The following is a 24,704-nucleotide window of genomic DNA, read 5'->3' on the forward strand; positions in this document are numbered from 1 at the left end:
CTTGGGAACGGGCAACGGGTCGGCTATGAACGGCCATGGATTTCGACCAGTTGCTCGTCCGCTTTTTCGGCACCGAAGAGATTGCCGACCTCTCCCCCGATCAGCTCAGCGCCGGGGTGGATCGGCTGCGCGTCCAGTTCGGACTGGAGCGCGACAGCGGCCGCCGCTTCGCGCTCTGGTGCCTAGCCTATATGATCGGCGTGGCCCCCGACATCGACGACGCGTTCGACAATGAAGAAGACCGCGAAGCTGCGCGCGACTTCATGGACAGCGTCGACAGCGAGATGGACGAAGACGACTGATTGCCTTCTAGCCCCTCCCCTTCAGGGGAGGGGTTGGGGTGGGGCCTCTCCCATAGGCGTAGCATTTGGGGAAACGCCCCACCCCCTGCCCCTCCCCTGAAGGGGAGGGGTGATTTAAGTTTACCCCGCCGCAACGATGCGCTGAGTCTGCTCGCCCAGCTTCTCGATCCCCAGCCGCACCGTCTGGCCCGCGCGTAGATATACCGGCGGCTTCTGGCCCAGGCCGACGCCTTCGGGCGTGCCGGTCGAGATGATGTCGCCCGGCTCCAGCGTGCAGAACTGGCTGACATAGGACACCAGCTCGGCGACCGTGAAGATCATGTCGGCGGTGCTGCTGTCCTGATAGCGCTTGCCGTCGACCTCCAGCCACAGGCGAAGCGCCTGCGGGTCGCCCACCTCGTCCGCCGTGACCAGCCAGGGGCCGGTCGGGCCGAAAGTGTCGCACCCCTTGCCCTTGTCCCAGGTGCCGCCGCGCTCCAGCTGGAACGCGCGTTCCGAGACGTCATGCACCACGCAGTAACCGGCGACATGCGACAGCGCCTCGGCTTCCGTCAGGTAACGGCCACGCGTGCCGATCACGACGCCGAGTTCGACTTCCCAATCGGTCTTTTCCGAGCCGCGCGGAATTTCGACATCGTCGTTGGGGCCGACCACAGCGCTGCTCCACTTGCCGAAGACGACCGGCTCGGCGGGGATGGGCAGATTGCTCTCGGCGGCGTGCGCACGGTAGTTCAGGCCGATGCACACGAACTTGCCGGGACGCGCGACGCACGAGCCCAGGCGCGGATTGCCCTCGACCACGGGAAGCGTTTCGGGATCGAGCGCGGCGATTTCCGCCAGGCCCTGCGGCGTCAGCCGATCGCCCGCCAGATCGCCCAGCGCCTCGGGCAGCGCCCGGATGCGGCCCTGATCGTCGAGCACCCCGGCCCGCTCACGCCCCGTCTCGCCATAACGCAACAACTTCATCCGTCGGTCTCCTTATGCGTGACGCCGACACGCGGTCGTGACGGCCATGAAACTTGTGCGAGCCCAGAGCGGGGACGATCGCTTGGGCGAAGATGATTCTGGACCATCGACAAGGGCCGCTGGCGCGCCACCGCCGGTTCCGCGAGGGCGGGCGCAAACGGGGCGGGTGGGCTTGGTCATGGGGCTTTTCCCTATCGCCTTAAGAAGTTGAGCGCTACCAGCCTTGCCCTTGCGATGGTTCGGACCATCGCGTTCCCGGCACATAGGCGAAGAGTTAAGACGGATTGGCGTTGCCCCGCCTGTCAGGTCGCCAGCGTACGATCCGCGGCCAGCTTCAGGCACAGGTCGGCGCGGCCGGGCATTTCAGACCAGATATGACGGGTCAGCCGCTCGTAATGGCTGACGAAACGGGCCAGTTGCGCGTCATCCATCATGCCAGCGCCCGCGCCATGCATCCTGCGCAAGCCTTCCTCCTGCTCGGTACGCCAGCGCAAGACGGTGGACCATTGCGGCGGCATCATTAGCACCAGCGTATCGATGGGGGCGAACAATCGGGGATAGTCGCTCGCCAGCGCGGCATTCACATGCCATCGCCAGATCCCTTGCGAGTCCTCCGCCGCCTCCAGCGCGTTGAGCGGCGCGACCAGTTCGACCTCGTCCTGCGGCCGCGCACCCACGCACCATCCCTCGAAGATCAGCAATTCGCATCCTTCAGGTGCGCAGGGCCAGACGGATGGCGGCGCGCGATCGTCGATCGCCTTGTCGAAACGCGGCAAGGGCACCGCTTCGCCCCGTGCCAGGGCGGCGATCGTCGCGACGCCCAGCGCCACGTCGTGCGTCCCCGGCACGCCGCGCGTCGCGAACAGCGGGTGGACCTCGCGCGCCAGCCTTTGGCGCTCGGCACGGGTGAGATAGAGGTCGTCGAGCGACAGGACCGCGCTGCGCTCCACACGAGCCGCCAGTCGCGCGGCGATCGTCGACTTGCCGCTGCCCTGCGCCCCGCACAGCCCCAGGATCAGCGGTGCATCCCCGGGCCGCCGCCGGGCCAGCCGATCCTCGACCAGCGCGGCGATGACGGCCTCAGGCGACACGATCGGCCGGTTCCTCGCCCCGATCGTACGCCGCGAGATTGGCCGCCGCGCGCATGCCCATCGCGGTTCGCGCCTCGATCGTGGCGCTGCCCAGATGCGGCAGCAGGACGGCGCGGGGATGTGCCAGCAGGTCGGGATGCACCTCGGGCTCACGCTCATAGACGTCCAGCCCGACACCGCCGATCCGCCCCAGATGCAGCGCCTCGACCAGCGCGCCCTCATCGATCACCGGCCCGCGCGCGGTGTTCACGACGATCGCGTGCGGCTGCATCCTGGCGAGCAGGGCGGCGTCGACCATGTGGCGCGTCTCCTCGCCGCCGGGGACATGCAGCGACAGGACATCGCACTCCCCCGCCAGCGCTTCGAGCGAGGTCGCGCGCGTGGCACCGAGTGCGCGTTCCACCTCGGGTGCTGCGGCCGAGCGACTGGCATAACGGATGCGCATGCCCAACCCGCGTGCCTTCGCCGCCGTCGCCTGCGCGATCCGGCCGAAGCCGACCAGGCCCAGCGTCCTGCCCCACAGCCCCTGCCCGATCAGGTGCGAGGGGCGCCAGCCGGTCCATTGCCCGCCGCGCAACTCCCGCTCGCCCTCACCCGCCCGGCGCGCCGCCATCAACATCAACAGGATCGCGATCTCCGCCGTCGCATCGGTCAGCACATCGGGGGTGTTGGTCACGACCAGCCCGGCGGCGCGCGCGGCGACCAGATCGATATGATCGACCCCGGCGCCGTAATTGGCGAGGATGCGCACGCGACGGCCCGGCGTCGCGATCAGATCGGCATCGATCCGGTCGGTGATCGTCGGTATCCAGGCGTCATAGTCGGTCATAGCGCCAGCGAGCGCGTCGCGGCCAAGCGGCGCATCATCGACACTCAGCGTCGTATCCCAGGTCTCGCACAGATGCCGTTCGACAGGGTCCGGCAGGCGGCGGGTCACGAGCAATCGAAGCCTGTCAGTCATGATGATCGATCATCCTCCGCCCTGTCCGCGCCGCGCCTGACCGATCAGGCGCTGGCGAGCAGCGCCTCGATATGCGCGGCATGGGGCCGCCAGTCGATGCCGCGTGCGTCGAGCCACGCATCGTCATAATAGGTGCAGCCATAGCGCTCGCCGCCGTCGCAGAGCAGCGTGACGACCGATCCACGCTCGCCCGCCGCCGCCATGTCCTCGATCAGCGTGGCGCAGGCGATCAGATTGGTGCCGGTCGAACCGCCGACCCGCCGCCCGAGCCGCGCCGACAAGGCGCGCATCGCGCCGATGCTGGCGGCATCCTCGACCGCGATCATCCGGTCGATGACCGAGGGGATGAAGCTGGGCTCGACACGCGGCCGCCCGATGCCCTCGATACAGCTCGCACATCCCTCGGGCAGCGACAGGGCTTGGCGGTCGGCGAAGTGGCGGTGGAAGACCGAATGGACCGGATCGGCGACGCACAGCTGCGTCGCGTGACGCTGATAGGCGATGAAGCGCCCGATCGTCGCCGATGTACCGCCGGTCCCCGCCCCGCAGACCACCCAGCGGGGAATGGGATGCTCCTCCGCCGACATCTGCGAAAAGATGCTCTCGGCGATGTTGTTGTTGCCGCGCCAATCGGTCGCGCGCTCGGCATAGGTGAACTGGTCGAGATAATGACCACCCGTCTCGGCCGCCAGGCGATGGGATACGTCATAGACGGTGCGCGGATCGTCGACCGCATGGATCTCGCCGCCGTGGAAACGGATCGCGTCCAGCTTGGGCGCGGCGGTCGAGGCGGGCACGACCGCGATGAAGCGCAGCCCCAGCATCCTGGCGAAATAGGCCTCACTGACCGCCGTCGAGCCCGAGGAGGATTCGATCACGCAGGTATCCGGCCCGATCCAGCCATTGCACAGCGCATAGAGGAACAGCGACCGCGCCAGCCGGTGCTTCAGGCTGCCGGTCGGGTGGCTGCTCTCATCCTTCAGGTACAGCGTGATCCCCGGATAGCGCGGCAGGTCGACCCGGATCAGATGCGTGTCCGCCGATCGGTTGAAATCCGCCTCGATCCGCCGGATGGCTTCCGCCCGCCAGGCGCACAGTTCGGCCTTGCTCCGCTCGACAGTCATCTTTGCCCCATTCGTCCCATGACGCGCTCATAGTCGCGAACGGGCGGTTTGGGAAAGATGGTGTCGCCAAGCCCCCGCCCTTGCGGGCACCGGGGGCCTGGCCCATGCTGGCGGCATGATCGCTTCCCGCCGCTCCGTCCTCGCTGCCGGTCTTGCCCTGGCAGCGGCCCCCGCCGTCGCGGCGGAAACGACGCCGCGTCTGCGTCGCCTGTCGCCCGCGCTCGACCGGATGATCGCACCCGGCACCGAGCCGGAAGTGATCGCCACCGGCATCCGTTGGGCGGAAGGGCCCGTCTGGGTGCCCGGCGGCAACTATTTGCTGTTTTCCGATCCGCCCGCCAATATCGTCCGCCGCTGGCAGCGTGGGAAAGGCGTATCGGCGGCGCTGACCCCCTCCGGCGCGGCGGGGACCGATCCGGCGCTGGTCCGTGAGCCCGGTGCCAACGGGCTGGCGCTGGATGCAAACGGCGCGCTGTTGATCGCCAATAGCGGCGGGCGCAGCATCGACCGGGTCGACCTGAAGACCGGCCGCCGCACCGTGCTGGCCGATCGCCATGCGGGCAAGCGGTTCAACAGTCCCAACGACCTGCACGTCGCCAGCGACGGCGCGATCTGGTTTACCGATCCACCATACGGCTTCCAGGACGGGGACGCCTCGCCGTTGAAGGAACAGCCGGTCAACGGCGTCTATCGGCGACGGCCCGACGGCACCGTCGACCTGATCGACGGAACCCTCACCCGCCCCAACGGCATCGCGCTCTCCCCCGACGAACGGCGGCTTTACGTGTCGGTATCGGACGACGCCGCGCCGCGGATCATGGTCTATGACGTCGACAGAAGCGGGCATGTGACCAATCGCCGGATGCTGCTCGACGCGCGGGCGATGCTGGCGGCGGGCGGGGCAGGCCTGCCGGACGGGATGAAGGTCGCGCGCGACGGCACGCTGGTCTGCTCGGTGCCGGGCGGCATGATGCTGATGACGCCCGAAGCCGAGCCGCTCGGCCTGATCGAACAGGGCGCGCCGATCGCCAATTGCGCGTTCGGCGAAACGGGCCGCGCGCTGTTCCTGGCGGCGAACGACCGCATCCTGCGGATCGCCCTGCGCCCCGGCTGGCAGGGTTGATGCCGATGCGGATCGCCATTCAGGCAGAATGCCACACATTCCTCCCCTGGAAGGAGAGGGGGACCATCCAAAGGATGGTGGAGGGGTGTCGCCGGTGGAGAGGTAGGTCTAGAGCAAGATGACATGTGATGAACGCACCCCTCCCCTTCAGGGGAGGGGCCGGGGGTGGGGGCGCCTCCGCAAGCGTGCGGCCCGTGGCGAGGCCCCACCCCAACCCCTCCCCTGAAGGGTAGGGGCTCTCCTCGGTTCAACGCAACGTCATCACGGCCCAACATCTCCAACCGGGACACCGCTTCGTCAGTCCTTCAGCCTGCCACCTCCCCTACAAGACGAGGAATGACGTGAGTGTCGATCCGCCCTAGGCGCCCTCGCCTGGATACACCGTTGCCGATACGGGGATGGCGATGGTGCAATGCACGCCGTCGTCACCCAGATGATAGGTCGTCCGGGCGCCCAGCTGATAGGGTAGCGCCCGTTCGATCAGCTCGCGCCCCTGCCCCGTGCCCGTCGGCCAGCTTGCCTCGCTAGGCATCCTGACGCTGCTTTCGCGCCAGTCGATATGCAGCCATGGCTTGCCGTCCGCTCCCTCGGCCTCCAGCGTCCAGCGGATCGCCAGCCGCCCCCCGTCCTGACCCAGCGCGCCATATTTCATCGCATTGGTCGCCAGCTCATGGATCGCCATGGCCAGCGTGTGGACGGTCGAGGAACGCAGCCTTACGCCCGATGGACCTTCCAGCGTCACCGCATCGGTGCAGCCGTCCATCGCCACCAATTCGGCATGAAGCAGCTCGTCGAACGTCACCCGGTCATGCTCGTTCAGCCGCGACAACAGCGCCTGCACGCGCGACAGCGCGTCGAGCCGGTCGTCGAAATGCCTGCGGAAATCGTCGAGCCCTGTCGCCACGCGCGCGGTATTCTCGACGATCGAGCGCACCACGCCCAGCAGGTTGCTGGTGCGGTGTTGCAGTTCGGCGATCAGCACGCGCTGCAACGCCCCGCTCCGGCGCAACGCCTCGTCGGATTTGCGCCGTTCGGAGAGGTCGGCGGTCACCACCAGCAGCCGATCGGACTGGCCGTCGCTCTTGGGCAGGACCGACAGCGTGCTGCTGGCCCAGGCCAGCGAGCCGTCGGGCCGGGTATAGCGCTTGTCGAGGGTCGCGGGACGCCCGGTGGAAAGCGCCTCGCCGATCGCGACCAGGCTGGGCGGCACGTCGTCGGGATGGGTCACGTCGGGTACGCGCAACTCCAGCATCGCCTCCCGCGAACGGCCCAATATGCGGCAGAGTTCGTCATTGACGCGCAGAAAGCGGCCATCCAGCGACAATACCGACAGTCCGACCGGCGCAGTGGCGAAGATCGCCGCCAACTGCCCTTCGGTATCGGCCAGCTTGGCCTTCACCACCTCCTCGCGCAGCCGTACCACCTCGGCCTGCGACTCTTTCCATTCGGTGATGTCGCGCGTCGTGGTGGCCACGCCGTCGCCCAGCTTCACGACCGTCTGGAAAAACCACCCGTCGAACTGCTCGTGCACATAATGATGCTCGGCCTGTTCGGGCAGGCCGGTCTCGGTGACGCGACAAAAGGCATCGAAAATGCCCTCTTCAATAACACCCGGATTGCGCTGCAACAGGCTTTCGCCGCGCACCTCGCCATATTTGCGCGCCGAGGTGTGATTGTTCAGGACCCAGCGGAAGTCGACGATCGTGCCCGCGTCATCGCGGATCGCCTCGAACACCTGAATCATGTCAGTCGACGTATCCATCGTCGCCTGAAGCAGTTCGTGGCTGGCCTGGAACTCGAACTGTGATCCGTGCATCGCTTGCTCGTTCTTCCCTGTCCAGGATGGCAGCCCGTCTGCCGCCGGGCTTCGGGACGGGCCGCCTCATAGCATGATCGTCGTCCCAGGTAATGCGAGGATGATGCCCCGATGGGCGATGTCCAATGGTTCCCATCCACAGCCCCGATCCGACAAGCCCCTGATACTCTCACCTTTGTTGCGATTGACTCGCATATTCATCGCTATTAATTCGCTATCGCAACGAAATTGGGGGTTTTGGAATGTGGGTTCGCGCGACACTGGTCATGATGCTGTCTTCGGTGGCGGCGCCCTGTCTGGCGCAAAGCACGGCGTCGCCGGGGCCGGACACCGCGTCGACGGAGGCGGGCAACGACATCGTCGTCATGGGCGAAAAGGCCGACCGGACGCTGCGTGATACGCCCGCCAGTGTCGCGGTGACGACTGCGCAAACCATCGCCGACCAGAATCTGATCGACATGTACGACGTGCTGCAACGCACGCCCAATATCTCGATCGGGGCCGACCGGACGAGCTTCACCATTCGCGGCATCGATGCCTTGAACGTCTCGGGTGCGGGCGATGGGGCGCTGGCCAGCGTCTATCTCGACGGCGCGGTCCTGCCGCGCGCGGCGCTGAACACCGGGCCACTTGATTTGTACGACATCGCCCAGGTCGAGGTGTTTCGCGGGCCACAATCGACGGTGCAGGGGCGCAATGCGCTTGCCGGGGCGGTGGTCCTTCGCACGACCGACCCGAGCTATGCGTGGAACGGCAAGGCCAGGGTGATGCTGACCGGCCCCGATGGACAGCGCCGCGCCGCCGCCGCGCTGGGCGGCCCGATCCTGGGCGATCAGATCGCGTTCCGCGTGGCCGGCGAGATCGCGCGTTCCGATGGTCTGCTCTACAACGCCACGCTCCACCGCGACGCCGATCCGCGCCAGTCGGAGACGCTGCGCGGCAAGCTGCTGTTCACGCCCGACGCCGTGCCCGGGCTGCGGATCATCGCGACCTATATGCACGACCGCCATGTGCGTGGTGCCTATTCGTTCGAATTCGACCCGCCCTATGACCGGCGCGACCGCATCGTCACCGACGACGTGGCGACCGTCACCCGGACGTTGAGCGACATCGCGACGCTGGAGGCGCATTATACGCTGGGCGGTGGCTTCGACCTGAGTTCGATCACCAACTATTCCAATGTCCGCGCGCTCTATATCGCCGATCCCGACCGCAACCCCACGCCGGGTCAGCTGAGCCGGACCAGCGATCCTGCCAAGACGATACAGCAGGAACTGCGCCTGGGCATCGACCTGCCCTGGGTACAGGGCCTGATCGGGGCCTATTATCTGCGCGAGGACAATCGCGATTATCGGTTCGAGGCGACACAGAACATGAACCTCACGCGGCTGGGCGTCGACCGCCAGTTGCTGGCGCTGGGCCTGTCGCGACCGCTGGTGGATACGGTACTGGGCTTTTACGGCGGCGTGGTTCCGATCGCGAATGTCCTGACCCAGCCGCGCCTCACCCGCAATCTGGCGGGCTTCACCGACCTGACCTTCCCGCTGACCACGCGCCTGAAGCTTCGTGCCGGGCTTCGTTACGACAATGAGCGTCAGTTGCGCGGCGCGACCCAGTCGGTCGTGCTGAACGGTACGCTGCCCGATCCGGCGCGTCTGCCGGTGCCCGCGCTGGCGCCCGTCGTCACCCGGCTGAACGCGCTGCTGCTGGCGACGGCGGCGGGGGCGACCAGTGTCGATCCGACGCGCACCATCACCTATGACGCCTGGCTACCCAAGCTGGGCCTGACCTGGGACGTGACGGCCCAGGCCTCGCTCAGTGCGACGGCGCAGCGCGGCTATCGCGCGGGCGGTGCCGGGATCAACCAGCAGCGCGGGCAGAACTTCACCTATGCGCCGGAATATACCTGGAATTACGAAGTCGCGCTGCGCACCGACTGGTTCGACCGCCGCCTGAGCTTCAATGCCAACGCCTATTATATCGACTGGCGCGATCAGCAGGTCTCGGTACAGCTGACCCCCGGCGCGGTGTTCGACAGCCAGGTCGTCAACGCTGGCAAGTCGCGCCTTTACGGTTTCGAGGCGGAGTTGCGGGGGCGACCGACCCGTCATCTGGAGCTGTATGCGGGCGTCGGGCACAGCCGTACCGAGTTCCTCGACTTCACCGTGCCGATCGGCATCGCGAAATGGTCGGCGACAGGCAACGAGTTCGCCAACGCACCGCGCTGGACCGCCTCCTGGGGCGGCACCTGGCACAGCGCGGGCGGGCTGTTCGCCAATATCAACGCGACCTACCGCGACGCCATTTTCCAGAGCACGATCGACCATACGGTGCGCGACATCCGCCCGATCACGCTGGTCAACGCCAAGCTGGGTTGGCAAGGGCGGCATTTCGGGGTCTATCTGCTCGCCAGCAACATCTTTGACCGGCAGCAGCCGACCTCTTTCTTCACTGATTTCGACGGCCGGGTGCGCGGCACCCTGTCCAATCCCCGCATCCTGGGGCTGAGCTTCGAGGGACGTTTCTGATCCACAATCGAATGTCGGACATGATAATTACCCCCCGCCTTGCTATCCGCCTGACAAACCATAGTCTTGTTCGACTAAAGATACGGGAGCGGATGGATGAGCAAGGACGGGGGCGGGATCAGCCGTCGACAGGCATTGGCCGGGTTCGGCGCGATCAGCGGCGGGGTCGCGCTCGGCGGAGTGGGGGCCACAGCGGCGGCGGCGGAACGCCCGACGACCATGCTGGCCCCGCGTCCCCCCATGGGCTGGAACAGCTGGAACAGCTTTGCGACCACCATCACCGAGGCGCAGGCGCGCGAGACCGCCGCGATCATGCGCGCCAAGTTGCTGCCCTTCGGCTATGACGTCTTCACCGTCGACATCCAATGGTACGAGCCCGAGGCGTCCAGCTATACCTATAATGCCTTGCCGGTGCCCGCGATGGACGGCTATGGCCGGTTGATCCCCGCGCCCAACCGCTTTCCCTCCAGCGCCGACGGATCGGGCTTCACCAGACTGGCGGCGGACGTCCACGCCATGGGCATGAAGTTCGGCATCCACCTGATGCGCGGCATCCCCCGACTGGCGGTGAAGAAGAACCTGCCGATCCTCGGCACCCGTTACCGCGCCGCCGATATCGCCGACACGTCCAGCATCTGCACCTGGAACCCGGACATGTACGGCGTCGACATGACCAGGCCCGGCGCGCAGGCCTATTATGACAGCGTGTTTGCGCTCTATGCGTCCTGGGGCGTCGATTTCGTCAAGATGGACGATATGAGCCGCCCCTATGACGCGCATGCGCCCGAGATCGAGGCGGCGCACCAGGCGATCCGGAATAGCGGCCGCCCGATCGTGCTCAGCCTGTCGCCCGGCGAGACGCCCGTGATCCGAGGGCCCCATGTCCGCCGCTTTGCGCAGATGTGGCGCATCTCGGACGATTTCTGGGACGAATGGTCGATGCTGGAGGCGCAGTTCACCCGGCTGGAGAACTGGACGCCCTATCGCGGGCCGGGTTCGTGGCCGGACGCCGACATGCTGCCGCTCGGTCGGCTGGCGCTGGGCAAGCGCGACACCAAATTCACGCCCGACGAACAGCGCACGTTGATGACCCTGTGGTCGATCGCGCGCTCGCCGCTCATCATGGGCGGCGACCTGCGCTATCTCGATGCGCCGACACTGGCCCTGCTGACCAATCGCGCGGTGATCGCGGTCAATCAGGCCTCGACCGACAATCAACCGCATTTCGTCGAGGACGGTGCACGCATCTGGTCCGCCAGGCCCGAGGGTGCGCCGCGCGACCGCTATCTGGCGCTGTTCAACACCGGCGACAAAGCCAGGGAGGTCGGCCTGGCGCTTCACTATCTGGGCCTGTCGGGCGAGGTCGGCGTGACCGATCTGTGGAGCGGCGCATCGCTGGGCAAGGCGAAGGGTCGCTTTGCGCAAATGCTGCCGCCGCATGGATCGGGGCTGTATCGCCTGCGGGTGGGTTAGGGCGGCCGCACCGCCCTCCCCCTTCCGGCACAGTCATCAAAAACATGGACAAAATCCTCTCCCGCAATAGCTTGGCCAAAAAAGACGGGTGGGAGAGGACGACCATGAAGAGACTGAGCGCATTCGCCGCCGCCGGGCTGGCGCTGACCGTCGCGGCGGCGGCGATCGCCCGCAATCCGCAGTTCGAGGGGGCCGACCCGCACGCGATGATGATCGGCGACGAACTCTGGATTTTCCCGACCGGCGGGCCTGGGGGAAGCTGGGCCGCCGATCGCTTCGGCGCCTTTTCCAGCCGCGACCTGAAGACATGGCAACCGCGCGGCGAGCTGATCCGGCGCGACCAGATACGCTGGATCAAGGATGACGGCGCGCCCGAACATTTCCTCTGGGCGCCCGGCGTCGCCACCCGGAACGGCCGCTATTATCTCTATTATTCGGTCGGGCCGCAGAATCCGACGCCCAGCCGGATCGGCGTCGCGGTCGCCGACCGGCCCGAGGGCCCCTATCGCGACAGCGGCCGTCCGCTTGTGACCGGCGACAAGGCATTCGAGGCGATCGACCCGATGGTCTTCACCGATCGCAAGTCGGGCAAGACCTATCTCTATGCGGGCGGCAGTGCGGGCGCTCGCCTGCGCGTCTGGGAACTCAAGCCCGACATGGTCAGCATCGCGCGCGAGGTGACGGTCGCCACGCCGCCGCAATTCACCGAAGGGGCGTTCATGCACGAGCGCGGCGGCATCTATTACCTGTCCTACAGCCATGGCCGTTTCAACGGTCCCGATTATTCGGTCCACTACGCCACTGCCCCCTCGCCCACCGGACCTTGGCGCTATCGCGGCGCGATCCTGACCAGCGATGCGCGGCACCAGGGGCCGGGCCATCACAGCTTCGTGACCTTGCCGGATGGACGTCCGCTGATCGTCTATCATCGATGGGACCGTGCGCCCGGCCCCGGGCCGTTTCAGGGCGAGCGGGTCGTGGCGATCGATCGCATCGCCTATACGCCCGATGGCCGGATCCGTCCGGTGCGGATGACCGACGATGACGCCCCGGTCATCCCCGCCCGCCCCCAGGATGCAAAATAAGTTAACAACCATTAACCAACTGAATTAATTCCGAAAACGGTCCCCACGCATCACGCGCCGAACTTTGCGGTTAGCATGTGTGCAAGGGGAGGCTGCGTGGTGGCCCAGTAAAACCATGACCGCGCCCCCCGACCCGGCATCCGTGCCGGGGCATGACGACATGCAATGGGAGGAACAGGCCATGCAGACCGAGATCATCGCAAAGGCGACCGGCACCACCACCACGACCACCGCCAACGTCATCGAGTTGAGCGCTCCCAGCGTGGTGCGGCTCAACCTCGATCGGTCGCAGGTCGCCGAGATGACGCGCGAGGGCAATGACCTCATCATCCGCCTGACCGATGGCCAGACCATTCGCATCGACCATTTCTATGACCAGCAACAGGGCAAGGCGAGCGACCTGGTGTTGCGCGAGGATCAGGGCAGCCAGTGGCTGGCCAACCCTTCGGCCAGCGGGTCGGGCCGGTTCAAGGCGATCACCGACCTGGACGATCTGCTGGGTGCGGCAGGCGCGCAGGAGGGCGGCGGATCGTCCTTCGTCCTGCCCGCCATATTGGGGGTGGCCGGGCTCGGCGGGCTGGTCGCGGCGGTAGCGGGCGGCGGTGGTAATGGCGGAAACCAGCCCGGTCCCTCCGTCGATACGCAGCCGCCCGCAACCCCCACCGCCAGCTTCACCGCCAACGGCGCCAGCGTGCGCGGCACCGGCGAGGCGGGCGCGACCGTCCGCGTGACCGACGGCGCGGGCAATGTGATCGGCACTGGCACGGTCGGCACCGACGGCACCTTCACCATCCCGGTCAACCCGCCCCAGACCAACGGCCAGCCCGTCACCGTCGTACAGAGCGACGCGGCGGGCAACGTCTCGCCCCCCGCGACGGCGGCCGCCCCGGACATCACGCCGCCCGCTTTGCCCACCGCGACGATCAACGGTAACGGAACGAGCATCACCGGCACCGGCGAGCCCGGCGCGACCGTCACCGTTCGCAACGCCGCCGGACAGATATTGGGCACGGCCGTCGTCGGTGCGCAGGGCGGTTATACGCTGACCCTGACCACGCCGCAGGCCAATGGCGGCACCCTGACCGTCACCCAAGCCGACCCCGCGGGCAATGTCTCGCCCGCCGCCACGCTGACGGCGCCCGACATCACCCCGCCCGCCGCGCCGACCGCGACGATCAACGGCGACGGAACGAGCATCACGGGCACCGGCGAGGCGGGCGCGACCGTCACCGTGCGCAACGCTGCCGGGCAGGCGCTGGGCACCGCCGTCGTCGGTGCTCAGGGCGGCTACACGCTGCCCCTGACCACGCCACAGGCCAATGGCGGCACCCTGACCGTGACGCAGAGCGACCCGGCGGGCAATGTCTCGCCTGCCGTCACGCTGGCGGCGCCCGACATCACCCCGCCCGCCGCCCCCGCCGCGACCCTGTCCGCCGATGGGGCGACCGTCAGCGGGACAGGCGAGCCCGGCGCGACCGTGCGCGTCACCGACCCCAACGGCCAGCCGATCGGCACCGCCGCCGTCGCCGCCGATGGCAGCTTTACCGTAACGCTGACCACCCCGCAGACCGGCGGCGGCGTGCTGGTCGTGACCCAGACCGACGCGGCGGGCAATGTCTCGCCCATCACCCGGATCGACGCCGTCGATACCGGCACCATGCCGCTGCCCACGGCCCAGATCGACGCGCAGGGCATTACGGTCAGCGGCACCGGCGAGCCCGGTGCGACCGTGATCGTCCGGGACGCGAACGGCCAGACGATCGGTCAGGCGACCGTCGACGCGAACGGCAATTACAGCCTGACGCTGACCACGCCCCAGGGGAATGGCGAAGCGCTGACCGTCGTACAGAGCGACACGCTGGGCAATGTGTCCCCGACGATCACCCTCACCGCCCCCGACTTCACCGCGCCCGAAGCCCCCACGGCGACCATCGCCGGAGACGGCGCCATCATCACCGGCACCGGCGAACCCGGCGCGACGGTTACCGTCCGCGATGCCGCAGGCCAGCCGCTAGGTACCGCGACGGTCGATGCGCAAGGCAACTACACCCTGCCGCTGACCACGCCTCAGGCCAATGGCGGCACCCTGACCGTCACCCAGGCCGACCCGGCGGGCAACACCTCCCCCGCCACAACAGTCAGTGCGCCCGACATCACCGCCCCCACCGCGCCCACCGCCACCGTCGCCGGAGACGGCACCAACATCACCGGCACCGGCGAACCCGGCGCGACCGTCACCGTTCGCGATGCGGCGGGTCAGCCGCTCGGTACCGCGACGGTTGACGCTCAGGGCAACTATACACTGCCGCTAACCACCCCGCAGGCCAATGGCGGCACCCTGACCGTCACCCAGGCCGACGCGGCGGGCAACACCTCCCCCGCCACTACGGTCAGCGCACCCGACATCACCGCACCCACCGCGCCCACTGCCACCATTGCCGGTGACGGCACCAGCATCACCGGCACCGGCGAGCCCGGCGCGACCGTCACCGTTCGCGATGCGGCGGGTCAGCCGCTCGGTACCGCGACGGTTGACGCTCAGGGCAACTATACCCTCCCGCTGACCACCCCGCAGGCCAATGGCGGCACCCTGACCGTCACGCAAAGCGATCCGGCGGGCAACACCTCCCCCGCCACTACGGTCAGCGCTCCGGACGTTACCGCGCCCACCGCACCCACCGCCACCATTGCCGGTGACGGCACCAGCATCACCGGCACCGGCGAACCCGGCGCGACCGTCACCGTTCGCGACGCGGCGGGCCAGCCGCTCGGTACAGCGACAGTCGATGCGCAGGGCAACTATACCCTCCCGCTGACCACGCCGCAGGCCAATGGCGGCACCCTGACCGTCACGCAAAGTGACCCGGCGGGCAATATTTCGCCCGCCACTACGGTCAGCGCACCCGACATCACCGCACCCACCGCGCCCACTGCCACTATTGCCGGTGACGGCACCAGCATCACCGGCACCGGCGAACCCGGCGCAACAGTTACCGTTCGCGATGCCGCAGGCCAGCCGCTCGGTACCGCCACGGTTGACGCACAGGGCAACTATACCCTGCCCCTGACCACGCCGCAGGCCAATGGCGGCACCCTGACCGTCACCCAAGCCGACGCGGCGGGCAATACGTCGCCCGCTACCACGGTCAGCGCGCCGGACGTTACCGCGCCCACCGCACCCACCGCCACCATCGCCGGAGACGGCACCAGCATCACCGGCATCGGCGAACCCGGCGCGACGGTTACCGTCCGCGATGCCGCAGGACAGCCGCTCGGCACCGCGACGGTCGATGCGCAGGGCAACTACACCCTGCCGCTGACCACTCCGCAGGCCAATGGCGGCACCCTGAGCGTCACGCAAAGCGACCCGGCAGGCAATATTTCGCCCGCCACGACAGTCAGTGCGCCGGACGTTACCGCGCCCGCTGCACCCACCGCCACCGTTACGGGAGACGGCACGGTCGTCTCCGGCACCGGCGAGCCCGGTGCCACGGTCACCGTCCGCGATGCCGCAGGCCAGCCGCTCGGCACCGCGACGGTCGATGCGCAGGGCAACTATGCCCTCCCGCTGACCACGCCACAGGCCAATGGCGGCACCTTGAGCGTCACCCAGGCCGATCCGGCGGGCAACACCTCGCCCGCGACCACGCTTGCCGCGCCGGACATCACGCCGCCCACCGCGCCGGTCGTCAGCGTCAGCGCGGACGGCACGCTGCTGACCGGCACGGGCGAGCCCGGCGCGGTCGTACGGGTCGTGGACGCGGGCGGCCAGCCGGTCGGCACCGCGACGGTTGCTGGCGATGGCAGCTTCAGCATCGCCCTGCCCACCGGGGTCGCCAACGGCCAGACGCTGTCGGTCGTCCAGACCGATGCGGCGGGCAACGCCTCGCCCGCCAGCGCCGCACCGACGCCCGATCTCGTCGCCCCCGTCGCGCCCGTTGCGACAGTCAGCCCGGACGGCACCAGCATCAGCGGCACCGGCGAGCCGGGGGCCACCATCACCGTACGCGCGGCCGATGGCAGCATTCTCGCCACCGCGACCGCCGGTGCCGATGGCAGCTTCGCCGCGGTGCTGACCACGCCGCAGGCCAATGGCGAAGCGTTGAGCGTCACGCAGACCGATGCGGCGGGCAACATCTCCCCCAGCGTCGGCGTCATCGCGCCCGACATCACGCCGCCCGCCCCGCCGCTCGCCACGCTTTCGGCGGATGGAGCCACGGTCTATGGCAATGGCGAGCCGGGCGCGACGGTGCGCGTCGTCGACGGCACCGGCACCGTGCTGGGCAGCGCGGTCGTAGCGGCGGACAGCAGCTACAGCCTGACGCTCACCCCGCCGCAGACCAGCGGCCAGACCCTGTCGGCGGTGCAGACCGATCCGGCGGGCAATCCGTCGCAGCCCGCCAGCGTGGCCGCGCCCGACCTGACCGCACCCGCAGCCCCGACCGCGACCATCGCGGCCGATGGCACCAGCGTGACCGGCAACGGCGAACCCTTCGCCACCGTCCGGGTGCGCGCCGCCGATGGCACGGTGATCGCGACAGTGACGGTGGGCGCGGATGGCAGCTTCACCTCCCCGCTTTCGCCACCCCAGGCCAATGGCGAGACATTGTCGCTCGACCAGACCGATCGCGGCGGCAACATGTCTCCGTCGACCGCATTGACCGCGCCCGACATCACCGCACCGACCGGGCTGACCGCCACGATCAGCGGTGACGGCGTGATCGTCTCCGGCGCGGGGGAAGCGGGCGCGACCGTTACCATCCGCGATGCGAACGGCGCGGTCATCGGCACCGCCACGGTCGCGGCCAACGGCATCTACAACGCGACATTGACCGTCCCGCAGACCAATGGCGAAACGCTGCAGGTGACCCAGGCCGATGCGGCAGGCAATGTCTCCGCCCCCGCCAGCGTCATCGCGCCGGACACGACGGCGCCGCTCGCCCCCGCCGGATCGGTCGTCGATGCGGGCGCAACGCTGTTGGGCACCGGCGAGCCCGGCGCGACCGTCACCATCCGCGCCGCCGACGGCACGCTGCTGGGTAGCGGTCAGGTGGCGCCGGACGGCAGCTTCGCGGTCACGCTGAACCCCGTGCAGGCCAATGGCCAGACCCTCCAGCTGATCCAGACCGACGCGGCGGGCAATGCCTCGCCCGTCGTCATCGTGGCTGCCCCCGACATCACCGCGCCGACCGGGCTGACCGCCACGATCAGCGGCGACGGCGCGGTCGTCACCGGCGTGGGTGAGGTCGGCGCAACCGTCACCGTCCGCGATCCGGGCGGCACGATCATCGGCACCGCCGTGGTCGGCGCGAATGGCAGCTATACCGCCTCGCTGACCCCGGCGCAGATCAACGGCCAGACGCTCGCCGTGACGCAGGCGGATGCGGCGGGCAATGTCTCCACCCCGCTCGCCCCCGTCGCCCCCGACCTGACCGCGCCGCTGGTGCCGGTCGGCACATTGTCGGCGGACGGCATTCTGGTGAACGGCACAGGCGAGCCCGGCGCGACCGTGACCGTCCGCGCCGCCGACGGCACGGTGCTGGGCACCGCCCAGGTCGCCACCGACGGCAGCTTCTCGGTCCCGCTGTCGAGCGCACAGCTCAACGGCCAGACCCTGTCGGTCGTACAGGCCGATGCGGCGGGCAACGTCTCGCCGCCGCTCGCGCTGACTGCGCTCGACACCACCGCCCCGACCGGGCTGACCGCCAGCATCGACGGCACCGGCACCATCGTCAGCGGCCAGGCCGAGGCGGGCGCGGCCATCACCGTACGTGCCCCCGATGGCACGATCATCGGCACCGGCACGGCAGGCACCACCGGCGCCTATGCCCTGGCCCTGACCACCCCGCAGCTGAACGGTCAGGTTCTGCAGGTGACGCAGGCCGATGCGGCAGGCAACACCTCGCCATCCGTTCCCACCACGGCCCCCGACCTGACCGCGCCGCTCGCGCCCTTGGGCACATTGTCGGCGGATGGAACGCTGGTGAACGGCACGGGAGAGCCCGGCGCGACGGTCACGGTGCGCAATGCCGCTGGACAGGTGCTGGGCACCGCTCAGGTCGCCACCGACGGCAGCTTCTCGGTCCCGCTGGCGAGCGCGCAGCTCAACGGCCAGACTCTCTCGGTCGTACAGGCCGATACGGCAGGCAACGTCTCGCCCCCACTCGCGCTGACCGCGCTGGACACCACCGCTCCGACCGGATTGACCGCCAGCATCGACGGCACCGGCACCATCGTGAGCGGCCAGGCCGAGGCAGGCGCGGCCATCACCGTGCGTGCGCCCGATGGCACGATCATCGGCACCGGCACGGCAGGCACCACCGGCGCCTATGCCCTGACCCTGACCACCCCGCAGCTGAACGGTCAGGTCTTGCAGGTGACGCAGGCCGATGCCGCTGGAAACACCTCGCCCTCCGTTCCCACCACCGCACCCGATGTGACCGCGCCCAATGCGCCGCTCTTCACGATCGACGGCACCGGCGCGACGGCGACCGGCAGCGGTGAGATCGGCGCGATCGTCACGCTGCGCAACGCCAGCGGCACGGTGATCGGCACCGGCCAGGTCGGTACGGACGGCACGTTCAGCGTGTCGCTGACCCCGGCCCAGGCCAACGGCGGCACGGTCAGCGCGACCCTGACCGATGCGGCGGGCAATGTCTCGACGCCCACCAGTGTCCCCGCCCCCGATATCACCGCCCCGGCCGCCCCGGTCGCGACTCTGGACGCGACGGGAACGGTGGTCTCCGGCCAGGGTGAGGTCGGCGCGACCGTCACGGTACGCGACGCGGGTGGCGGCGTGCTGGGAACCGCGATCGTCGGGCCGCAAGGCGCCTATTCGGTCGTCCTGTCGACACCGCAACTCAACAGCCAGGTGCTGAGCGTCACCCAGGCGGATGCGGCGGGGAACGACTCGCTGGCGACCACCGTAACCGCGCTCGACCGAACGCCGCCCGACGCCCCGGTGGCGACCGTGTCGGCGGACGGGACGGTGCTGAACGGCATCGGCGAGATCGGCGCGACCGTGACGATCACCGATCCGGTCGGACTGATCCTGGCCACCGTGCCGGTAAATCAGGATGGCAGCTTCACCGTGACGCTGAACCCGCCCCTGACCAACGGCCAAGTCCTGACGCTGACCCAAGCGGATGCGGCGGGCAACGTCTCCACGGCCGGTAGTGCGACCGCGCCCGACCTGATCCCCAATGACACGCCGGGTGCCCCCACCGCGACCGTGTCCGTCGACGGCGCGAGCGTATCGGGCACGGGCCAGGTCGGCGCCGCGATCATCGTGCGCAACGCTACCGGCGCGGTGATCGGCAATGCGCAGGTCGCCGGGGACGGCACCTACACCGCCACGCTGACCACGCCGCAACGCAATGGCGAGACGGTGCGCGTGACCCAGACCGATGCGGACGGCGATGTGTCGCCCCCTGCGACGGCGATCGCACCCGATCTGACCGCGCCCAATGCGCCCGTTGCCGCGATCGATCCGACCGGCACGCTGGTCAGCGGAACCGGCGAGGTCGGCGCGACGGTGCGGGTCCTCGCCGCCAACGGCGCAACGCTCGGCACCGCGATCGTGGGTCCGAACGGCGCCTATGCGGTCACGCTCACCACGCCGCAGGTCAACGGCCAGCCGCTGACCGTCGTACAGAGCGACGCGGCGGGCAATCCCTCGCCCGCATCGCCCGTCATCGCACCCGACCTGACCGCACCGCTGGCGCCGGTCGGCACGGTGTCGGGCGACGGCACCAGCCTGACCGGCACGGGTGAGGCAGGGGCCACCGTCACCATCCGGGGTCCGGGTGGGGTGGTGCTGGGCACCGCGGTCGTCGATGCGAACGGCAACTTCAGTGCCCCGCTGACGCCCGCTCAGGCGAACGGCCAGATCGTCACGCTGAGCCAGGCCGATGCGGCGGGCAATATCTCGCCCGTCGTCCAGGTCGCCGCGCCGGACATCACCGCACCCATCGGCCTGACCGCCGCCATCAACGGCGCGGGGAGTCTGGTCACGGGCACCGGCGAGATTGGCGCAACCGTGACCGTGCGCGACGCGGGCGGTACGATCCTGGGCACGGCGGTCGTCGCCTCGAACGGCTCCTATGCCGCGATCCTGACCCCCGCCCAGCTCAATGCGCAGACCTTGCAGGTCACGCAGGCCGATGCGGCGGGCAATGTCTCGACGCCCGCCACTGTCATCGCGCCCGACCTGACCGCGCCGCTGGCGCCGGTCGGCACGGTATCGGGCGACGGCATCAGCCTGACCGGCACGGGCGAGGCAGGGGCTACCGTCACCATCCGGGGTCCCGGCGGGGTGGTGCTGGGTACTGCCGTCGTCGACGCGAACGGCAACTTCACCACGGCCCTGAACCCGCCCCAGGCGAACGGCCAGATCGTCACGCTGAGCCAGGCCGATGCGGCGGGCAATGTCTCGCCCGTCGTCCAGGTCGCCGCACCCGACATCACCGCGCCCACCGGCCTGACCGCCGCCATCAACGGTGCAGGAAGCATCGTGACCGGGACCGGCGAGGCAGGAGCGACCGTCACCATCCGCGATCCGGGCGGCACGGTGATCGGCACCGCCATCGTCGCAACGAATGGCAGCTATTCGGCGATCCTGACACCTGCCCAGCTCAATGCGCAGACATTGCAGGTCACGCAGGCCGATGCGGCGGGCAACATCTCGACGCCCGCCACCGTCATCGCGCCCGACCTGACCGCACCGCTCGCGCCGGTCGGTACGGTATCGGGCGATGGCACCAGCCTGACCGGCACGGGTGAGGCGGGCGCGACCGTTACCATCCGGGCTCCGGGTGGCGCGGTGATCGGCACTGCCGTCGTCGACGTGAACGGCAACTTCACCACGGCCCTGAACCCACCCCAGGCGAACGGCCAGATCGTCACGCTGAGCCAGGCGGATGCGGCGGGCAATATCTCGCCCGTCATCCAGGTCACCGCGCCCGACATCATTGCCCCCATCGGCCTGACCGCTGCTATCAACGGCGCGGGCAGCATCGTGACCGGCACCGGCGAGGCAGGAGCGACCGTCACCATCCGCGATCCGGGTGGCGCGGTGGTCGGTACCGCCATCGTGGCAACGAATGGCAGCTATTCGGCGATCCTGACGCCCGCCCAGCTCAATGCGCAGACCTTGCAGGTCACACAGGCCGATGCGGCCGGCAATATCTCGACGCCCGCCACCGTCATCGCACCCGACCTGACCGCACCGCTCGCCCCCGTCGGCACGGTATCGGGCAATGGCACCAGCCTGACCGGCACGGGTGAGGCAGGGGCGACCGTTACCATCCGGGCTCCGGGTGGTGCGGTGGTCGGCACCGCGCTGGTCGATGCGAACGGCAACTTCACCACAGCCTTGAACCCGCCCCAGGCGAACGGCCAGGTATTGACGCTGACCCAGGCGGATGTAGCGGGCAATATCTCGCCGATCGCACAGGCCAATGCCCCCGACATCACCGCGCCCACCGGGCTGACCGCCGCGATCAACGGCATCGGCACGCTGGTCACGGGTCTGGGCGAAGCGGGTGCGACCGTCACCGTGCGGGGCCCGGGCGGCGCGGTGATCGGCACCGCCATCGTCGCGGCGAACGGCAGCTATACGGTCACGCTCACCACGGCGCAGGCCAACGGCCAGGCGCTGACCGTGAGCCAGGCGGATGCGGCGGGCAACGCCTCGCCCCCCAGCCCGCTGACGGCACCCGACATCACGCCTCCGGCCCTTCCGCTCGCGACGATCAACGGCAACGGCACGATCGTCACCGGCTCGGGCGAGCCCGGCGCGACCGTGCGCATCCAGGGTCCGCAAGGGCAACTGGTGGGCACCGCCATCGTCGATACGAATGGCGGCTATACCGCGACGCTGACCATCCCCCAGGCCAATGGGCAGGCGCTGACCGTCACCCAGGTGGACGGCGCAGGTAACGTCTCGCCGCAGGCGCCGCTGACCGCACCCGACATCACACCACCCAATGTGCCCACGGCTGCGATCAACGCCACCGGCACGATCGTCACCGGCACCGGCGAAGCCGGTACGACGGTCGAGGTGCGCAACACCTCCGGAGCCGTCGTCGGGACCGGCACGGTGGCGATCGGCGGCACCTATGCCGTCACGCTCACCACGCCGCAGGTCGCGGGCGAGACGCTGAACGTCGGGCTGCGCGACGCCGCAGGCAATCCGTCGGGCACGGTGGCGATCATCGCGCCGTTCGACATCAGCGCCTTCGACAATGTGGCCACCGCCCAGGTCGACCTGGTGCCGGTGCAGACCAACCAGAATCTGGGCGGCGCCAACTATCTTGCGCTCGTCTCGCTCGGGGCGGTCAATCTGGACGCGCAGGTGCTGGCCATTCCCAATGTCCAGTTCACCGTCCAACAGGGCCATCGGCTGAATGCGACCTTCACCTATGACGCCACCCTGTCGCTGGGTGTCGCCAGCGGCTATTCGGTGGTGGTCCAGCGGTTCAACGGGACCAACTGGGTCGCGGTGAATGGCGGCGGCAGTTCCTCGCTGCTCAACGTCAGCCTGCTGGGCGGCGACCTGGTCGCCTCGGCCGATCTGGCGCCGGGCCAGTACCGGGCCTTCGTCACCTTCGACAATACGGCGGGCGTCGGCCTGCTCGGCGGGTTGCGCGTCACCGGCGTCGACTCCGACTTCACCGATGTCGGCCAGATCGTCCCGGCGACGACCAACGGCAACGTCATCACCGATCCCGGCCCCACCGGCCAGGTCGATGTGGTCAGCCCGCAGACCCGTGTCGAGAGCGTCACGCTCAACGGCGTGACGACGGCGGTCGGCACCAACAGCCAGGTCATCGGACAGTGGGGCACGCTGACCATCAGCAGCGACGGCCGGTACAGCTACACCCCCAATGCCGACGCCGCCGTGCTCGGCAAGACCGACCGCTTCACCTACACGCTGCTCGATGCCAGCGACGGCGAGCGAGAAAGCGCGGCGCTGACCATCACCATCGGCAGCCCGGACATCACCGGCGCACCGATCGCGGTCAACGACGTGGCGACCGCCGCTGCGACCTTCGTCAACGTGGTGGAAACCCGCGCCCCGGCGATCGACTCGTCATTCGAGACCCCGACTGCCGCCCTGTTGACCGGCTCGCGAACCGGGCAGATCACCGACAGCTTCACGGTCGATGCGAACAGCCGCGGCAACATCACCCTGTCCGCCGTGATCGCACCGGGGCTGGCCGTCGTGCCCAGCTTCACCATCACCGTCACCAATGCGGCGGGGACGGTGGTCGGCTCCCAGAGCGGCACTGCGCTGGCCGGGGTCGGCGGACTGGTGGGCTCGGGTATCAGCGTGACGATGAACAACCTGCCCTCGGGCACCTACAACTACACCGTCACCAGCACCAACACGGTCGGGCTGCGCTATAATACCGACGTCTATGTCGGCGGGACGATCACCCATCTCGACCAGTTCGCCCTGTCCGGCACCACCCCGGTCAGCGGCAACCTGCTCGCCAACGATACCCTGGGCAGCGACTTCCTGGGCATCAAGATGCTGGTCGGCGGCGAGTTCGTGGATGTCGGCGATGCGGGCCGGACTTTGACCGGCACCTATGGCACGCTGACCATCAGCGAAGTCGGGCAATACACCTATCAGCCCTTCGCCAATCTCGGCTATGCCGCGACCGACCCGATCGACCGCTTCACCTATCAGCTGGTGCAGCCCGACGGGCAGGTGTCGACGGCACGGCTCGACGTGGCGGTCGACATCAACAACGGGGTCGCGCCCGTCTTCCCGCCGACGCTGACCGCGTTCGCGCTGGAGGATCCGGCGCAGGTCCACAGCGATGTCGTGCCGATGACGCTGGCGTTCCTGCAGGACGCGGTGCCGCTATCCCTCGATCACGCCGATGCGCATATCGCCCTGTCGCTGATGGAGGGGCAAGGCGGTATCGAGGATGTGCTGTCCCGCTACCTCGACGCACAGAGCCCGGCGGGCGAGCCGTTGGCGTCCGAATCTCTCGACGCCACGACCGATGTTTCGGCGATACCAACCGTTACCGATACCACGACAGAAACATCCACGGCATTCGATCCGTTGGGCTATCTGACCGTTTCGGTCGATCCGGAACAGGAGCGACTCGCCACTGTGCACAGCTTCTGACCATCTTGCGCAATGATCCGAAAATGGAGTTGATTTCGGGCGCCGAAGGGGTTCCCCTTCGGCGCTCAATCCCTTTTGTTTAAATAGTTT

11 protein-coding genes are annotated in these 24,704 nt (G+C 68.7%); 6 read left to right on the forward strand and 5 right to left on the reverse strand.

Translation table 11 applies throughout. The features are described from left to right. The first annotated feature begins 35 nt into the window (after positions 1–35). Complete coding sequence (locus tag AC1GI4_RS06380; RefSeq protein ID WP_294274627.1) at positions 36–302, forward strand: hypothetical protein; 267 nt, start codon at positions 36–38, stop codon at positions 300–302. Positions 303–422: 120 nt separating this feature from the next. Here AC1GI4_RS06380 and AC1GI4_RS06385 read toward each other — a convergent pair whose 3' ends face one another. The 4 genes from AC1GI4_RS06385 to AC1GI4_RS06400 all read right to left on the reverse strand — a co-directional run bounded on the left by AC1GI4_RS06385 (position 423) and on the right by AC1GI4_RS06400 (position 4,444). Next, on the reverse strand, positions 423–1,268 hold the full coding sequence (locus tag AC1GI4_RS06385) for a fumarylacetoacetate hydrolase family protein (protein WP_294274625.1): 846 nt from the start codon (positions 1,266–1,268) through the stop codon (positions 423–425). A gap of 302 nt (positions 1,269–1,570) precedes the next feature. Next, entirely contained in the window at positions 1,571–2,359 is a 789-nt protein-coding gene (locus tag AC1GI4_RS06390) for a kinase (RefSeq protein ID WP_294274623.1), read from the reverse strand. Next, a complete protein-coding gene (locus AC1GI4_RS06395; RefSeq protein WP_479628978.1) occupies positions 2,349–3,320 on the reverse strand; it encodes a 2-hydroxyacid dehydrogenase in 972 nt (323 codons plus the stop codon). Before AC1GI4_RS06395 ends, AC1GI4_RS06390 begins: the two co-directional genes overlap by 11 nt. A 44-nt stretch (positions 3,321–3,364) precedes the next feature. Further along, the gene (locus AC1GI4_RS06400; RefSeq protein ID WP_479628979.1) at positions 3,365–4,444 is read right to left on the reverse strand and encodes a PLP-dependent cysteine synthase family protein; all 1,080 of its coding nucleotides are present in this window, start codon (positions 4,442–4,444) and stop codon (positions 3,365–3,367) included. 115 nt (positions 4,445–4,559) lie between these two features. Between AC1GI4_RS06400 and AC1GI4_RS06405 the strand changes: the two genes are divergently transcribed. After that, the gene (locus AC1GI4_RS06405) at positions 4,560–5,567 is read left to right on the forward strand and encodes an SMP-30/gluconolactonase/LRE family protein (protein ID WP_479628980.1); all 1,008 of its coding nucleotides are present in this window, start codon (positions 4,560–4,562) and stop codon (positions 5,565–5,567) included. A 358-nt stretch (positions 5,568–5,925) separates the two neighbouring features. Here AC1GI4_RS06405 and AC1GI4_RS06410 read toward each other — a convergent pair whose 3' ends face one another. After that, positions 5,926–7,383, reverse strand: a complete 1,458-nt coding sequence (locus AC1GI4_RS06410; protein ID WP_479628981.1) for a sensor histidine kinase — start codon at positions 7,381–7,383, stop codon at positions 5,926–5,928. Positions 7,384–7,649: 266 nt separating this feature from the next. Between AC1GI4_RS06410 and AC1GI4_RS06415 the strand changes: the two genes are divergently transcribed. The 4 genes from AC1GI4_RS06415 to AC1GI4_RS06430 all read left to right on the forward strand — a co-directional run bounded on the left by AC1GI4_RS06415 (position 7,650) and on the right by AC1GI4_RS06430 (position 24,614). After that, positions 7,650–9,911 (forward strand): TonB-dependent receptor, encoded by a 2,262-nt coding sequence (locus AC1GI4_RS06415; protein WP_479628982.1) that lies wholly within the window; start codon positions 7,650–7,652, stop codon positions 9,909–9,911. Between the two features lie 96 nt (positions 9,912–10,007). Then, complete coding sequence (locus AC1GI4_RS06420) at positions 10,008–11,384, forward strand: glycoside hydrolase family 27 protein (protein ID WP_479628983.1); 1,377 nt, start codon at positions 10,008–10,010, stop codon at positions 11,382–11,384. A gap of 104 nt (positions 11,385–11,488) precedes the next feature. Then, entirely contained in the window at positions 11,489–12,469 is a 981-nt protein-coding gene (locus tag AC1GI4_RS06425) for a family 43 glycosylhydrolase (RefSeq protein ID WP_479628984.1), read from the forward strand. Between the two features lie 115 nt (positions 12,470–12,584). Next, on the forward strand, positions 12,585–24,614 hold the full coding sequence (locus tag AC1GI4_RS06430) for a BapA/Bap/LapF family large adhesin (protein ID WP_479628985.1): 12,030 nt from the start codon (positions 12,585–12,587) through the stop codon (positions 24,612–24,614). The last annotated feature ends 90 nt before the right edge of the window (positions 24,615–24,704 follow it).

It is taken from the genome of Sphingomonas sp. 77B (assembly GCF_056497825.1).